Source organism: Mucilaginibacter rubeus, assembly GCF_003286415.2.
Classification (GTDB): Bacteria; Bacteroidota; Bacteroidia; order Sphingobacteriales; family Sphingobacteriaceae; genus Mucilaginibacter; species Mucilaginibacter rubeus_A.
The window spans coordinates 5,504,278-5,519,393 of sequence record NZ_CP043450.1; the positions used below are offsets into that span (position 1 = coordinate 5,504,278).

Genomic DNA, 15,116 nt, shown 5'->3' on the forward strand with positions numbered 1-15,116 from the left:
ATGAAGGTTTTGCTTGCTGGTGCAAACGGCTATATAGGTACACGGCTTATCCCGGTTTTGCTGGAGAAAGGGCATGATGTGGTTTGCCTGATGCGTGATAAGCGCCGCTTTCATGAGCACAGTGATTTTAGCAAGCAGGTTACCCTCATAACGGGCGACCTGCTCAAGGACTCGAAAATAGAAGCTTTTCCCGAAGATATTGACGCTGCTTACTACCTGGTACATTCCATGGCGCAAACGCAGGATTTTGCCGCACTTGAAACCCTATCGGCCCATAACTTTGTGCAAGCCCTTGATAAAACCCGGTGCAGACAAACCATATTTTTAAGCGGGATTACTAATGATGCCAACCTCTCACGCCATTTGGAATCAAGACGGCATGTGGAGGATGTGCTAAAAGAAGGCAAAGCGGCATTAACCGTTTTGCGGGCCGCCATCATTATAGGCTCGGGCAGCGCATCTTTCGAGATCATTCGTGATCTTACCGAGAAGCTGCCTGTAATGACTGTTCCGCGCTGGGTTAATACCAAATGCCAGCCCATCGGGATCCGCGATGTGCTGGGCTACCTGGAAGGTGTAATGCTGAACGAAAAATCGTTCAACCGTACTTTCGATATCGGCGGACCAGACATCCTTTCGTTTAAGCAGATGATGCTTACCTATGCCGAAGTGCGTAAACTGAAACGGTATATTATCACCATCCCATTCCTTTCGCCTAAAATATCATCATACTGGCTGTACTTTGTAACTTCCACAAGCTTTACACTGGCCCAAAGCCTGGTGAATAGCATGAAGAACGAAACCGTTATGCACGATCATCGTATTGATGAAGTGGTGCCGCGTAAATGTCTTACCTATAAAGAATGCCTTGAACTGGCTTTTGTTAAGATAGAACAAAACTCCATTGTCTCCAGCTGGAAGGATGCCTTTAACCAGGGCTACCTTAATCCCGGCTTTATGGACCAGATCAAGGTACCGCAAAACGGCACGCAAGAATACAAAGTAAAAATGCCTTTTGAACGCCCGGCTAACGAGGTATTCACCAACGTGCTTTCGATAGGTGGTAACCGCGGCTGGTATTACTGGGACTGGATCTGGAATATTCGTGGTTTTTTGGATAAAATGTTCGGTGGTGTTGGCTCGCGCCGGGGGCGCACCAGCAATGTTAATATTGCCCCGGGCGATGTTATTGATTTTTGGCGGGTTTTACTGGCCGATCGTGAAAATAAACGTTTGCTTTTATACGCCGAAATGAAACTTCCAGGCGAAGCGTGGCTGGAATTTAAAATAATTGAGCGCCACGGCAAGCAAAGTTTAAGCCAGGTAGCTACCTTTAGGCCCAGCGGCTTGTGGGGCCGTTTGTACTGGTATGCCATGTGGCCCTTCCACCTGTTTATATTTAACGGCATGGCAAGGGAAATTGTGAATTACCACGAAGCAGCAGGTCATTGAGTCATTTTGCTGCGCGGTCACTGGGTCATTGGCTTCGCGTCATTAGGTCATTGCTAAGCAGGTACCCAATGACACGTAGTAAAATGACTCAATGACCTAATGACGCGAAGCAAAAATGACTGCAACGCAAAAATGACCGCGCAGCAAAATGACTGCAACGCAAAAATGATACAAAGTAAAATGACACGAAGTATATTACTAACCGGCGGATCAGGATTATTGGGCAGGCACCTCACCACGGCTTTATTGGCTAAAGGCTACACTGTGAGTCATTTAAGCCGCAAAGCAGGTAACGACGCCCGGGTAAAAACCTTTGTATGGGATATCAATAAAGGTATTATCGACGAGCGTTGTATTGACGGCGTTGATACCATTGTACACCTTGCAGGTTCGGGCATTGCGGAGAAAAGGTGGACAGAGGCCCGCAAAAAAGACCTGATTGATAGTCGCGTGAAGTCTATTGAGTTGGTTTACGATTTGATGAAGCGCAGGCAGCACCAGGTTACATCAGTAATTTCGGCATCGGGTATTGGTTATTACAGCAACCGGGGCGATGAGCTGATGTTTGAAACCAGCACCCCTACCCATGATTTTATATCTCAATGTTGTGTGTTATGGGAGGACGCGGTTAACGAGAGTGAAAAGCTTGGCATCCGCACTGTAAAATTCCGTACCGGGGTGGTATTGGATAAAAATGGAGGAGCCTTGCCAACGCTTGCAAAACCTATCAAATTGTTTGTTGGTTCGCCCATTGGCAGCGGTAAACAATGGGTACCCTGGATCCACTGGCTTGACGTTGTGGATATGTACCTGTTAGGCATAGAAAATAAAGACCTCAGCGGCGTTTACAATATGGTTGCGCCCAGCCCTGTCACCAATAAACAACTCACCCAGGCCGTTGCCAAACATTTACACAAACCATTATGGGCGCCCAATGTACCCGGCTTTTTGCTCAAGCTTTTATTGGGCGAAATGAGCAGCATTGTATTGGGCAGTACCAAAGTATCGGCACAAAAAATTGAAGATGCCGGGTTTAAATTTAAATATACCGATCTGGACGCGGCATTAACTAACATTTATGGATCATAAAACACCTGTAACCCTCTTCTGGTTTCGCCGCGATTTAAGGCTTGATGATAATACCGGGCTATACCATGCCCTCAAAAGCGGCAACCCGGTATTGCCTGTTTTTATTTTCGATAAAGAAATTCTTGACCAACTGGAAGATAAAGATGATGCCCGGGTTACGTTCATTTATCAAACCATTGAAGATTTAAGCGCCCAATTGCACAAACATGGCGGCAGTTTACTGGTGCTTTATGATAAAGCCGTTCATGCCTGGGATGAGCTGATCAAAATGTATAACATTGCCGAAGTTTATACTAATCATGACTACGAACCCTACGCCACCAAACGTGACGACGAGGTACGCGCAAAACTTAACAAGCATGATATCCCTTTCAAAACATATAAAGACCAGGTAATTTTTGAAAAGGATGAAGTGACAAAAGATGATGGCAAACCTTACACGGTTTATACCCCCTACCAGCGTAAATGGTACAGTGCGTTAAAGCCATTTTATTTAAAGGCCTATCCTACAAAAAAGTATCTCAAAAACCTCTACCAAACCAAGGCCCTATCTGTACCGACATTAAAAGAGATGGGCTTTGAAAAAAGCGATATGCCTTTGCCGGATAAAGGCTACGAAAGTGTTATTAAAGATTATAAAGAACAAAGAGATTTCCCGGCCGTTAAAGGCACTTCGCATATTGGCATGCATTTGCGTTTCGGTACGGTAAGCATTCGTGAACTGGCAAGTACTGCTCATAGCTATCATGATAAAACATGGCTCAATGAGCTCATCTGGCGCGAATTTTATATGATGATCCTCCATCATTTTCCGCATACGATGGACTATGCTTTCAGGCCGGAATACGACCGCATTCATTGGATAAACGATGAAAAACAGTTTGAAGCCTGGTGCAAAGGTGAAACCGGTTTCCCGATCATTGACGCGGGCATGCGCGAGCTAAATACAACAGGCTTTATGCATAACCGGGTACGCATGATAGTAGCCAGTTTTTTAAGTAAAGACCTGCTGATTGACTGGCGCTGGGGCGAACGCTATTTTGCCCGCAAACTACTGGATTATGAAATGGCCAGCAATGTCGGAGGCTGGCAATGGGCAGCGGGTTCGGGCACCGATGCCGCGCCGTACTTCAGGATCTTCAACCCCGAAGCCCAAACCAAAAAGTTTGACCCCGAACTTAAATACATAAAAAAATGGGTTCCGGAATATGCCGACTTCAGCAAATATCCAAAACCCATTGTTGATCACAGTAAAGCCCGCGACCGGTGTTTAGCAGCGTTTAAAAAAGCGCTGGCTAAGTAAATAGTTTTACAACGTATAAGCAGTAAAGGCTACGCCATTTAACACGTAACCAGATCCAGGAGAAACTTGTTGATCCGAATAGTAAAAATCGTCATAAGCTGAACTGTAGTATTCATAAATGGGCACAGTTGGATTTTGCAGCGGAATTATCTTTGAACAACCTTGCGGGCCTTCAAGATGATAGCCTTTGGGGAAAATATTGACATGCGTGGTTAAATAATGCCCACCACTTGAAGAATTAAAAAATCTATAAATAACTTCCCCAGACGAAGGATTATATTGATAATTCAGCCTGCCTATATTTTTTTGAAAAACATAACCATCTTTACCTGCCCCCAACTCGTTGGGATTAGTTGTATAAATATGTTTATGTGCTGTTGCATTATAATATTGTTTGATAGGAGGCATAACCGCATCCTGCTGCGCCTGTAATAAAGTAGGTAATCCAGCCAATAAGATAAATGATAATAGTAATAGGTATTTTTTCATAATATGTTTTTTTTTCAAAAATACATATTAAATTATAAAAAATCAATATTATTTAAAATAATAATTACTTAACAGTGCATTAATACAAAGGCAACCTACAATACAAGGATTTAATCTGATAATAATATTTCGAAATCTTTCCTAAATTAATAAGCCTCTGAAGATTACCACAAAAAGTGGCAATCTTCAGAGGCTTATTACATTCACTATTTACTATTACCGCTCAGTATTACTTTGTCAATTAGTAACGGCAGATATGGTGAAATCGAAATAGAGAACAACATTTGCAGCTATGGTCGGACTACTGCCGGTTGTACCATAACCAAATCTTGAAGGTATTATCATTGATACGGCGGCTCCCGAGGTTTGTCCCGTAAGCGCCTCTATTACGCCGGCCCGTAAACCACTAACAGTAAAAGAGTTAGAAGTAACACCTTGATTGGTAGTACTGTCAAATACGGTATCATTTAAGTATTTACCCGAATAGGTACAAGTGATATATGAATCAAGATCGATCAGATCTGAACCGGTGCCTGGAGTAGCCACTTTTATATACACCCCATCTGCTGTTTTGGCAAAACCAGTAAGCCCTTTGGATTTGATGTAATTAGTGATAATAGCATCATCATAAAGCTCCTGGTTTGAAACCACATTGATATAGTAATCCAAACTCTGATTACCGCCAATATGGGTATTGGCGTTGCTTGAACTACCGGTTCCATAACCATTAACGCCATAAGCCAAATGCGATGGAATGATAACCCTTGCCGATGTTCCTTTATATTTTATCAGGTTATGGATAGCCGTTTGCAGGCCTTTAGGCAAAGAACTACTGATATGGCCTAAATAGCCATAATAGTGGTTCTGGTTTAAAGAGTCAACAGATATAAACTTTCCGTCAAGCGTGCGAACCGTAAATACAAAAGAGATCTGATCTGAATAATCCATCGGGGTACCGCGGCCCTGAGATATTATTTTGTAGTAAATACCGGAAGTATCGCCACCGGTAGTATCACGAAGCATATTTGTAATGCCGTTTGCGGCTATGTAATTTTTTATCTGAGATTCGTCGTATTGTTTAATATCAGGGTCGTTCCTGTCTTTCCGGCACGACATAAAGCCTATAGAGATAAGTACTAAGAGCGTAAAAATTGTTTGTTTCATTTATTATAATTTGTCTTTTTAACCGCCAAAAGCGCTTTGCTTTTCCTGGCTTATATTATTCTTTTTTATCAGGCTTTATTAATTGGTTACGCCATACAACTGAATTTGAAAATCAAGTACCGAATTAGCCGGCAAATGTATCGAATCCTGCGCATATGGCCCGTAAGCATAACGTGAAGGGATCAGCAATCTCACCTTTCCTCCCGGTTTTATCTGCGGGATACCTAACTGCCAGCCTTTAATTACAGCTCCCAGTACATAGCTGGGGTGAAACTGATCTGTCTGCGCAAACACAAAACCCGATGTCAGGATCTTGCCGGTAAAACCAACTGTAACCTGTGTCGAATTGGTATAAAGAACATTACCGGTTCCACCTTCGCCGTCATTCACAATATAGTAAACACCTGTTGTATCTACCCGTTTGGCTTTAAGCGTACTATTGGCAGCCAGATAATCGCTGATTATCTTATCATCAATAGCGGCTTGTGCCCGGTATTGTACAGCAGGGTCAACAGATGATTTAACACATCCGAAAATAATGGTGCTTAACAGCAGTAAAACTAACAGAATCCTGTTCATCAATTCAAAAGGCAAATTTATTCTTTTAAAATAGAAAAACGGCAGCTTAACACTTTTTAACAATTAATAAAAAGCAGGCACCGTTTATAACATCCCACAGCGGATATTTTGAAGCTAAAACGTTCGATTTGAAGTAAAAGTGTATGGCTGGAAAGGTCATTTGTTTTATGCAATACGGCTAAGCTTTTGTACTCCCGTCATTGCGAGGCACGAAGCAATCGCGAACTATACGATTTATTACAACAATAATCCGTTATCTGCCTATCGGGGATTGCTTCGTGCCTCGCAATGACGTGAAGTAGATGTCATCTCACCTTCAATGATCCCGGTTTTATCACTTATAATTGACGTAGCTTTAATAAAGTCTTGAGGGTTTGATTTTACGGTTTATAATTAACCGTAAGCTTGTTGAGTTTTTTAAGGGTTTCGATGAGGTGCTGTTTATCGGCTTCGCTGATGTTGGCATCAAGGTAGTTATTAAACTGCCTTACTATTACGCGGGCCTGGTGCCGTTTTTCCTTACCTAATGGGGTAAGGTAAATTTTAACTGAGCGTTTATCCCCCTCGTTACTTTCGCGATAAATAAGACCAGTGACTTCCAGCTGACTAAGCATACGCGACAAGCTGGTTGATTTAAGCCCCAGCAAGGCCGCTGCCTGTGATACGGTAGTGCCTTCTTTTTCGTCGATGTTAATGAGCAGGTAACCTATTGATTGTGTAAAGCCGAACTCCGTAACCAACTGGTTATACCGGTTAGCCATGGTTTGCCACACTATTTTTATAAAATAGTCGATAGTTTCCTGGTGTTTTACATTATTATGCATGCCTACCAAACGTAAGAAATGGATATTGATTACGCAAATTTAGTTACAGTGGCTGTTTGGACTGGTTATGATAGTGGCAGTTGCAGTAGCAGCGGCAGTTATTTAGTTGTTCCCGCACAACCTTTTAGTAAATCATGCATCGATTTTATAAACATTTATTGCTACTGTCACTGCTGCTGCAACTAAGCCGCCCCAGCAACTAAACTAACTATCGTTACCAACCCATCTTTGTATCATCCCCTCTCGGGTCTGCACCGCCTTCGTAGTAGCCCCATTTGGTTTTGATGATGGCATCAACCTTGCCGATGGATTGCCTGCTTACTATTTTGTATCCTTTACTTTGCAGTTTGTTCAGGGTAACGCTGTCAACGCCATCTTTTTCAATAGTTACCTCATCGGGCAACCATTGGCTGTGGAAACGCTTTGAAGCAACCGCCTGTTGCATGCTTTGGTTAAATTCAATTACGTTGAGTATGGTTTGAAAAACCGAGGTAATAATGGTTGAACCTCCGGGGGTGCCAACCACCATGAACAATTTACCATCTTTTTCAACAATGGTAGGTGTCATGGATGATAACATCCGCTTACCCGGCTGAATACTGTTTGCTTTGCCGCCGATAAGTCCGTACATGTTTGGCACTCCCGGCTTTGAACTGAAATCGTCCATTTCGTTGTTAAGCAAAAAGCCCGCCCCGCTTACAAAAATCCTTGAGCCAAAAGTGTCGTTTAAAGTAGTGGTGATAGATACCGCGTTACCATCCTGGTCAACAATAGAATAATGGGTAGTTTGATCGCTTTCATAACCAACAAATGAACCCGGCTGGATACTGGTGCTTGGCGTGGCTGCATCCCAGCTAAAAGTTTTCATCCGCGATGCAATGTAAGCCGGCCTGAGCAGGCTATCAACAGGCACTTTATAAAAATCCGGGTCGCCAAGATATTTAGATCTATCGGCATATACCCGGCGTTCGGCCTCTACAATAAGCCTGATGGTAGAATCCTGGTTATATCCCCATTGTTTAAGCGGATAAGGCTCAACCGATTTCAATAGTTGTAGCAATGCAATCCCACCGCTTGATGGCGGCGGCATGGTGATGATCTTATACTCCTTATAGTTACCAACAAGGGCATCGCGCCAAACGGAATGATAATTTTTAAGGTCGGCCTTAGTGATAAGCCCGTTGCCCAGTTTCATTTCGGCTACTAATAAATCAGCAACCGAGCCGTCGTAAAACCCATCGCGACCTTTATCGCGGATCTGTTCAAATGTTTTGGCAAGATCTTCCTGCACCAGTAAATCACCTTCTTTCCATTCGCCATCCTTCACCAAATAATTTTTACCGGGATTTAACTTTTTGAATTGATCGGCAGCACTGTTCAGGTCCTTAGCCAGGTGTTTGGTTATCTTAAAACCATTACGGGAAAGGTTAATAGCGGGCTGCACCAAGTCGGCCCATTTCAGTTTTCCATATTTACGATGAGCTTCCACCATGCCATCAACAGATCCCGGCACGCCAGAAGCTTTGTGTGTATACAGACTCATATCAGGAATTACGTTGCCTGCCGAATCGAGGTACATGTTAGCATTGGCGGCAACAGGGCCCTTCTCCCTAAAATCAAGTGTATTTGTTTTGCCATCACCGGCACGGTAAACCATGAAGCCACCTCCGCCTATGTTACCGGCTTCGGGTAAAGTAACGGTTAAAGCAAATTGAACCGCGACAGCGGCGTCAACCGCGTTACCTCCTTTTTTCAATATATCCAGCCCAACCTGTGCGGCATCAGGATAGGCACAAACCACCATCCCGTTGTGGTATTGACCGCTGTTGTTCAATCCCAGTTGCCCCGGCGCACAGCCAGCCAGGGTGAAAAATATTACGGCAAAAAACAGGAACCGGCATTTCGGATTATTTACTTTGAAGAAGTTTGTAGTCATTACAACAATTTAATTTTCACTAATTTATATTATTCAGACACTTAATTTAACAATCCAACCCTATTCTTTCGCACTGAAAACCAATCCAATACAAACAAAACAGGAATGTTTTTTTCGGGCAAATACCATAAAAAGTCAATTCTGCCGTTTATTTGCATAAAATATAAAAGCTCAAATTGAGTTAAACAAGCTGGTCACTTTTTTGTTACAGCTACAATATTGTCAATCATTAAATTCATCTGCATGAAAAAATTAACGTACCTTTTATTTCTTTCCGTTTCCCTTTTACTTATCAGCAAAAAATCACAAGCCCAGGACTATAAAACAGCAGTAGGTTTAAAGTTTGGCGCCTACGAGATTGGCCCATCCGTTAAATACTTTATGGACAAAGGCACAGCGCTTGAGGGTATCTTAGGTATCCGCGATCATGGCGCGGTGTTAACCGGTTTATATGAATTAAACCAGCAAGCCTTTAACGTTGATAAACTGAGCTTTTATTATGGCTTTGGTGGTCACCTTGGTTCTGTAGGCAGCGGTTACTACAAACGCTTTGGTGGCGATGACGAATACTATAACGGCAAACACATCCTGATTGGTGCCGATGCGGTAATCGGTTTAGAATATGTACTACCCTCTGCCCCTATCGCTATCAGCCTTGACCTTAACCCACGACTGGAGTTGGCGAGAGGCCCCTTCTTTGACATTGCACCCGGACTGGGCGTAAAATATACCTTCTAAAAATTAATGGAAAGCTATCATCACCTGTTTAACGGGTGATGATAACTTTTTGTGAATAAACCTTCTGCCCCAATAATACCTTCAACACATACACTCCCGGTGTTTGCCTGCTCACGTTAAGGGTGGTGCTATAAGGCCCCTGATCAATACTTTGCTGGGCACTCTGATAAACAGCTTCGCCTGCGGCATTAATAAGTGATAGTTTCATAGTTGCAGCTTCCCTAGCCGAAAACACCACATTTAAATTGGTGCTTACCGGTACCGGAAACGCGCTTAATCCAATCTCGCTCTTATTCCCGGCAACACCTTCCCGCGCATAAAAATAATTGTCAGATTGTGCCACACACCCATTGGCCAGGGTAACCTGTACCTGGTACTTTCCGCTTTGTGTAGGATTATAGGTTACAGCGGTAGCCCCGCTTATTACATTACCATCCAAGAGCCACTGGTTACCATCATTGAAATTCGAGGTCAGTGTATTATTCGCCTGGGTAATAACAGGCTTACTTAATGTTACCGCTTTACGTGCGGCAGACGCGCAGCCGAGGCTTTGCACCTTCATATCGTAAAAATAATAGTAGTAGCCTTTATATGCCGTGGTATCGCCATTGGTTGCTGTAGCGCTGTTGCCGTTAATACTAAATATATCGCCTATTTTGAAAGGATAACCTGTTACCCCTCCATTACTCCGGTATATGGTAGCCTGATCAGCAAAATCAACCGAGATCTGGTAGTCACCGGCAGCCGGTAACGACAGGTTAAGGTCATACACCTGCCCCTGGTCATTTGGATCATCGGGTTGTGCGCCGGCCAGCGGAGTGGTGCGTGTAGCAACAGCATCGATAGAGGTTGAAGAAACAATCTGCCCGTTAGCGTTAGCTACGTTAAATGTTATCTTACCCGAATTGCCGATATAAAGACGCGCGCTTTTAATGAGCACCGGCACCTTGGTATTTACAGTAATATAAGGCGTAAACTGATTATAGCCACCAGCTGTAAACGCGCCTTTAGTGGCAGGGCCTACAGTTCCGCTAAAATCATTAATACCTGCGTAATAGGTGTTGTTAACCGGGGCCTGACTGGTTAAAGCTTCACTCCCGGCGGCAATAGGTAAAACATCGTTAGCATTCTGATACCACAACACGGTGCCATCGCCGGTACCAAATAGCTCGTATTGTTTGGTGGTGGCACAATAATAAGCGCTCAAATCGCCAATAGTTGCCGGCGAATTAATTACCACATTGGCCGTTACCGAGTTATTGCTGCTAACGGGATCGCCGGTAAGTTTGCTGGTGGCGGTAATAGTGTAAGATGCGCCTGCAACTGCGTTAAACTCCTGGCTAAAGGTAAAGTTGTCTTCGGCTAAGGCAGGCAACGAGCTTTTATAAGTTTCGTTATAAGCAGTTGTAAGGTTATTGGCATCGGTAATGGTAACCGTAATCGGAATGTTATTTATAGCCGCGTTACCAAAGTTTTTAATTCGCACGGTAACGGGCGTGCTTGCCGAGCATGAACCACTACTACCCGGACTTACGATAGAGATAACGCCCGCATCGATACTGGTTTGCAGAAACTGTACCCTGTAATCCTGTGTTTCGCCTTTGGCATAAGTACCGCAAGCTTTAATAGTTGATGCGTCACCTGTTTCGGTAAGTACAACGCGCATCAGGCTGTAAGCCCCGGCAACCACCGTGCCGGGCACGGTGATATTTGTATTATAAGTATCCGTGCCATTAATGACCCCGGTTGTAGCAACCAGCTCGTTATCTTCAAAAACACCGTTGGCATTCCAGTCGATAAATACTTTGGCTGCTTTATTGAAATTATTACCACAAGTACCCAGCGTAATACTCAGGGGATATGTTTTAGCCTGCTCCAACTGTGCGGTAAGACTGGTATAATCCGAATAGCTTGTGCAGCCTGCAGCAGGAGAATTATCAATATTGGCCAATTTAAAGTTATCGACCCTCGAATCGGTACTTGAAAGCGGGGCCGAAGCGCAATACGCAGTTCCGCCAACTCCTGTAACAATGAGTGAATAGGCTTGTGATCCGGATGATAAAGTGCCTTTATGTGATACTGTTATTGTATATGCCCTGCCGGGAACCGAGTTGGGGATATATACCTGTTCAATATTATCACGAATATTGTCGCCATGGGTCGCGGCAAAACCTGGTTTCTCCGGATCAAGCACCCAGGGAGTAAAAGTAGTAGTACCATCACTCACCCTGATATCAAGATCATTTACCAGTTTAGGGGTACGGCTGTTGATGACCCCTTCCGTAGTGGCCGTGCCTTGCAAGTCTGTCCATGCTATGGTTGCAGCCAGCAGTCGGCTGCCCGATGCTATTACGTTATAGGTTTGTGTTTGTCCCTGACTTAATGTTTTTTCACTTACAATACTTTTGCCACCGTTATCGGTTATTGCTTGCGCGGCTTCCGGCATATTCAATAACCCCCAGCCGTAAATATAATCAGGACCTACATTTCCGGCGTCAAAAGCGGTATGGCAAACCAAGCCTTTCAATGTGGCCGACCGCATGAACGCACCACCATTTTGCTTAGCATAATATTCCTGCAATAAATAAAGCGAGCCGGTAACATTAGGAGCGGCCATCGAAGTACCCGACAGTGTAAGATATGATGTAGTGTTATCAACACCAACCGAAAGCACATTAACACCATCACCAACAATATCGGGCTTAATGCGACCGTCATCAGTCGGCCCCCAGCTGCTGAAGGGGGCAATCACTACATTCTCCCTTACTTTAGGTCCGTAAGGAAGCGGGTAAACTGCCCCTACGGTAAGTATGTTTTTGGCATTACCGCTGGTACTGATAATATCATAGCCGTCGTTATTGCTGATACCTGCGGGCCGTGCACCTTTACTTACAAAGGTTTGATCGGTCTTGCTTTTATAGCCGTAGTAGGTTTCACCAACAGCCGGGCCATTGCTTGACCGTTCATTACCGGCCGATTCAACTATAAGATAATATGGCGCGTTATATGCTATCTTATCCCAGTTGGCTGTTTTAGCATCATAAAAACCAAAGTTATAATCTACGGTATCGCCGGGCAAACCATTCCATTCCCAACGCGCAGCCGAATCATTATAATCCCAGCCCGCCACCACTCCATAGGAGTGATTTGATAACAACAGGTTAGCGGCAGCGGCACTCATGGTAGCTTCGTCGTTATTAAAATCGTAGGATAGCAACGTTGTTGCACCAAATGACATCCCTTTGGCAGGCGCGTAAACTCCTTTGGCTATCATAGTACCCGCTACGTGCGATGAATGATCATTTACAGACGCAGTAGTTTTAAGAGTGATAGTTTTACCTGCAAATTCCTGGTGGGCTTTGTAAACTGCACCGCCATCCCATATAGCCAGCTTATTGCTTAAAAAATCTGACGAGCCGGATAAATTCAAACCCAGTGAACCGCCTGGTTGTAAGGTATTGGTACCCGTAGTAGCAGCCGCGGTAGTATTGTTATGTGTTATGATGTATATCGGAAATCCTAATTTGTTAACACCCTGCAGCGTAAGCAGGTTACCATTTTTGGTACGGCGTGATAGTGTCCAGCCGTGTGTTGCGGCTAATGATACTGCCTTATTATAAGATACCTGATAATCTGTGAGCGCCTGCTTTGAAATATCATTCAGCTGAACTCTGTTTTTTTCACTGATCAGAGGTTGCTGCGCCATTACGCCGGCTGCAGCAAATGACAACAGAAAGCAAAACGAAATAATTGTGTAAAGTTTAATCATTGGTTTGAAAGATAGGCAATTTTAAGAAAAATCAGCCTCAACTAAAACAAAACCAACGCTGCTTTACAACATTCGTATACTTAATGGTTAACGAGTGTGAAAATTAGTTGTTACGACAGGTATTTTCCTACAATTGGCATCCTGCGTCCCATGCCAAACGCTTTTGGCGACACCCTCAAAATAGGCGGGGTCTGGTAGCGCTTATGCTCTGCCGAGTTGGTAAGCTTAATTACGCGTTTAACAGTGGCTTCGTCATAACCCATCCTGATGATCTCTGCCGATGAGCAACGGTTTTCGATATACTCGGCCAGGATCTTATCAAGCACGTCATACTCGGGCAGCGAATCGGTATCCTTCTGGTCGGGCCTTAACTCTGCTGATGGTGGTTTAATGATAGAATTGACCGGGATGATCTCTTTATCGCGATTAATGTATCGTGCAAGCTCAAAAACTTGCGTTTTGTACACGTCACCAATAACCGAAATACCGCCGCACATATCGCCATACAAAGTACCATAGCCTACAGCAGCCTCGCTCTTGTTACTGGTATTCAGCAAAATGTAACCGAACTTATTACACATCGCCATTAACAAAACGGCCCTGCTGCGCGATTGGATATTCTCTTCGGCAATATTAAACGGCAAGCCATCAAATTGCGGGTTCAAAGCTGTTTCAAATGCTTCGGTGATACTTTTGATAGGAACTATCTCGTGCTTACAACCAAGGTTGTCTACCAAATCCTGCGCGTCTTTCAATGAATGGTCTGTTGAAAAACGAGAAGGCAGCAACACAGCCATCACATTTTGCGGGCCAAGTGCCTCAGCAGCCAAGGCGCAAACCACAGCCGAATCTATACCGCCTGATAAGCCTAAAATTGCCTGCTTAAATCCCGATTTATAAAAATAATCGCGGATGCCCAGAATTATCCCCTGGTAAATCTGTTCGATATCACCGGGACGTTGAGTCTTTATTGTTGTAGGATGATCAAAGCTCAGCGTATTGTCTTCGTTAAGTGTATAGTAAGCCAGGCTCTCCTCAAAATAAGGCATTTCGTCAATCAGCTTGCCTGTGTTATCAAACACTAATGAGCCGCCGTCAAATATCAGTTCGGTTTGTGCTCCCACATGGTTAACATACAACAAAGGCAGCTTGTAGCGGCTGGCATTGTCGCTCAAGATCTCAATACGTTCTTCATCATGGTTATAAGCAAATGGCGACGCCGCTATATTGATCATCACATGCGGATCTTGATGAATAAGTGTATCCATCGGCCGGGTAACATACAGCGGGTTTTCGATAGTATTCCAAAGATCTTCGCAAATAGTAAGTGCTATACGTTTTCCTTTAAACTCAATGCAGCTAAACTCGGTTGAAGGCTCAAAATAGCGATATTCATCAAACACATCATAGTTAGGTAACAGGGCTTTGTTCACCACCGCTTTCACCTTACCATTCTCAATAAAATAAGCAGAATTGCTCAGGTCTTTACCTTCGGTTTTATGGTTAGGGGTTGGCAGGCCAACGATACAGGCTATATCAATACATACTTCGGCAATCTTTTTAGCAGCATCATCGCACAGGCCAATGAACTCGTCAAACTCTAAAAAATCGCGCGAGGGGTAGCCGCAAACACATAGTTCGGCAAATACAACCAGATCGGCCCCATGATTTTTTGCCTTGATGATATGATCAATGATTTTATTGGTGTTCGATTCAAAATTACCTACGTGATAGTTGAGCTGTGCTAACGCGATTTTCATAAGTATATAATTA

Annotated in this window: 11 protein-coding genes; 4 read left to right on the forward strand and 7 right to left on the reverse strand. The window is 43.8% G+C overall.

The window, feature by feature from the left end:
- The 3 genes from DEO27_RS21915 (at position 1) to DEO27_RS21925 (ending at position 3,844) form a co-directional block, all read left to right on the forward strand.
- Positions 1–1,452, forward strand: a complete 1,452-nt coding sequence (locus tag DEO27_RS21915) for an SDR family oxidoreductase (RefSeq protein WP_112568628.1) — start codon at positions 1–3, stop codon at positions 1,450–1,452.
- Between the two features lie 180 nt (positions 1,453–1,632).
- Positions 1,633–2,541 carry a TIGR01777 family oxidoreductase gene (locus DEO27_RS21920; protein WP_112569033.1) on the forward strand — a complete coding sequence of 303 codons (909 nt, stop codon included), beginning with the start codon at positions 1,633–1,635 and terminating at the stop codon, positions 2,539–2,541.
- On the forward strand, positions 2,531–3,844 hold the full coding sequence (locus DEO27_RS21925; RefSeq protein WP_112568630.1) for a cryptochrome/photolyase family protein: 1,314 nt from the start codon (positions 2,531–2,533) through the stop codon (positions 3,842–3,844). Before DEO27_RS21920 ends, DEO27_RS21925 begins: the two co-directional genes overlap by 11 nt.
- 6 nt (positions 3,845–3,850) lie before the next feature.
- Here DEO27_RS21925 and DEO27_RS21930 read toward each other — a convergent pair whose 3' ends face one another.
- From DEO27_RS21930 to ggt, 5 genes are all read right to left on the reverse strand, one after another.
- The gene (locus DEO27_RS21930; RefSeq protein ID WP_112568632.1) at positions 3,851–4,333 is read right to left on the reverse strand and encodes a hypothetical protein; all 483 of its coding nucleotides are present in this window, start codon (positions 4,331–4,333) and stop codon (positions 3,851–3,853) included.
- A gap of 237 nt (positions 4,334–4,570) precedes the next feature.
- Entirely contained in the window at positions 4,571–5,497 is a 927-nt protein-coding gene (locus tag DEO27_RS21935) for an FKBP-type peptidyl-prolyl cis-trans isomerase (RefSeq protein ID WP_112568634.1), read from the reverse strand.
- 78 nt (positions 5,498–5,575) lie between these two features.
- On the reverse strand, positions 5,576–6,076 hold the full coding sequence (locus tag DEO27_RS21940) for an FKBP-type peptidyl-prolyl cis-trans isomerase (RefSeq protein WP_146749982.1): 501 nt from the start codon (positions 6,074–6,076) through the stop codon (positions 5,576–5,578).
- Between the two features lie 380 nt (positions 6,077–6,456).
- Positions 6,457–6,900 carry a MarR family winged helix-turn-helix transcriptional regulator gene (locus DEO27_RS21945; protein WP_112568638.1) on the reverse strand — a complete coding sequence of 148 codons (444 nt, stop codon included), beginning with the start codon at positions 6,898–6,900 and terminating at the stop codon, positions 6,457–6,459.
- A gap of 214 nt (positions 6,901–7,114) precedes the next feature.
- Entirely contained in the window at positions 7,115–8,836 is a 1,722-nt protein-coding gene (gene ggt, locus DEO27_RS21950; protein WP_112568640.1) for a gamma-glutamyltransferase, read from the reverse strand.
- 243 nt (positions 8,837–9,079) lie between these two features.
- Between ggt and DEO27_RS21955 the strand changes: the two genes are divergently transcribed.
- Complete coding sequence (locus tag DEO27_RS21955) at positions 9,080–9,574, forward strand: hypothetical protein (RefSeq protein WP_112568642.1); 495 nt, start codon at positions 9,080–9,082, stop codon at positions 9,572–9,574.
- 28 nt (positions 9,575–9,602) lie between these two features.
- Here the strand turns inward: DEO27_RS21955 and DEO27_RS21960 are convergent, their stop codons facing one another.
- Together DEO27_RS21960 and DEO27_RS21965 are read right to left on the reverse strand one after the other, a co-directional pair.
- Positions 9,603–13,343, reverse strand: coding sequence for a S8 family serine peptidase (locus DEO27_RS21960; RefSeq protein ID WP_112568644.1), 3,741 nt, complete (start codon positions 13,341–13,343; stop codon positions 9,603–9,605).
- A 110-nt stretch (positions 13,344–13,453) separates the two neighbouring features.
- Positions 13,454–15,103, reverse strand: a complete 1,650-nt coding sequence (locus tag DEO27_RS21965; protein WP_112568646.1) for an NAD+ synthase — start codon at positions 15,101–15,103, stop codon at positions 13,454–13,456.
- Between the last annotated feature and the right edge of the window lie 13 nt (positions 15,104–15,116).

What these genes read in the sequence shown, in the direction of transcription:
- ggt (WP_112568640.1), bottom strand. Translation starts at nt 8,836, where the DNA reads ATGACTACAAACTTCTTCAAAGTAAATAATCCGAAATGCCGGTTCCTG.
- DEO27_RS21920 (WP_112569033.1), top strand. Translation starts at nt 1,633, where the DNA reads ATGACACGAAGTATATTACTAACCGGCGGATCAGGATTATTGGGCAGG.
- DEO27_RS21930 (WP_112568632.1), bottom strand. Translation starts at nt 4,333, where the DNA reads ATGAAAAAATACCTATTACTATTATCATTTATCTTATTGGCTGGATTA.
- DEO27_RS21925 (WP_112568630.1), top strand. Translation starts at nt 2,531, where the DNA reads ATGGATCATAAAACACCTGTAACCCTCTTCTGGTTTCGCCGCGATTTA.
- DEO27_RS21960 (WP_112568644.1), bottom strand. Translation starts at nt 13,343, where the DNA reads ATGATTAAACTTTACACAATTATTTCGTTTTGCTTTCTGTTGTCATTT.
- DEO27_RS21940 (WP_146749982.1), bottom strand. Translation starts at nt 6,076, where the DNA reads ATGAACAGGATTCTGTTAGTTTTACTGCTGTTAAGCACCATTATTTTC.
- DEO27_RS21965 (WP_112568646.1), bottom strand. Translation starts at nt 15,103, where the DNA reads ATGAAAATCGCGTTAGCACAGCTCAACTATCACGTAGGTAATTTTGAA.
- DEO27_RS21935 (WP_112568634.1), bottom strand. Translation starts at nt 5,497, where the DNA reads ATGAAACAAACAATTTTTACGCTCTTAGTACTTATCTCTATAGGCTTT.
- DEO27_RS21945 (WP_112568638.1), bottom strand. Translation starts at nt 6,900, where the DNA reads ATGCATAATAATGTAAAACACCAGGAAACTATCGACTATTTTATAAAA.
- DEO27_RS21915 (WP_112568628.1), top strand. Translation starts at nt 1, where the DNA reads ATGAAGGTTTTGCTTGCTGGTGCAAACGGCTATATAGGTACACGGCTT.
- DEO27_RS21955 (WP_112568642.1), top strand. Translation starts at nt 9,080, where the DNA reads ATGAAAAAATTAACGTACCTTTTATTTCTTTCCGTTTCCCTTTTACTT.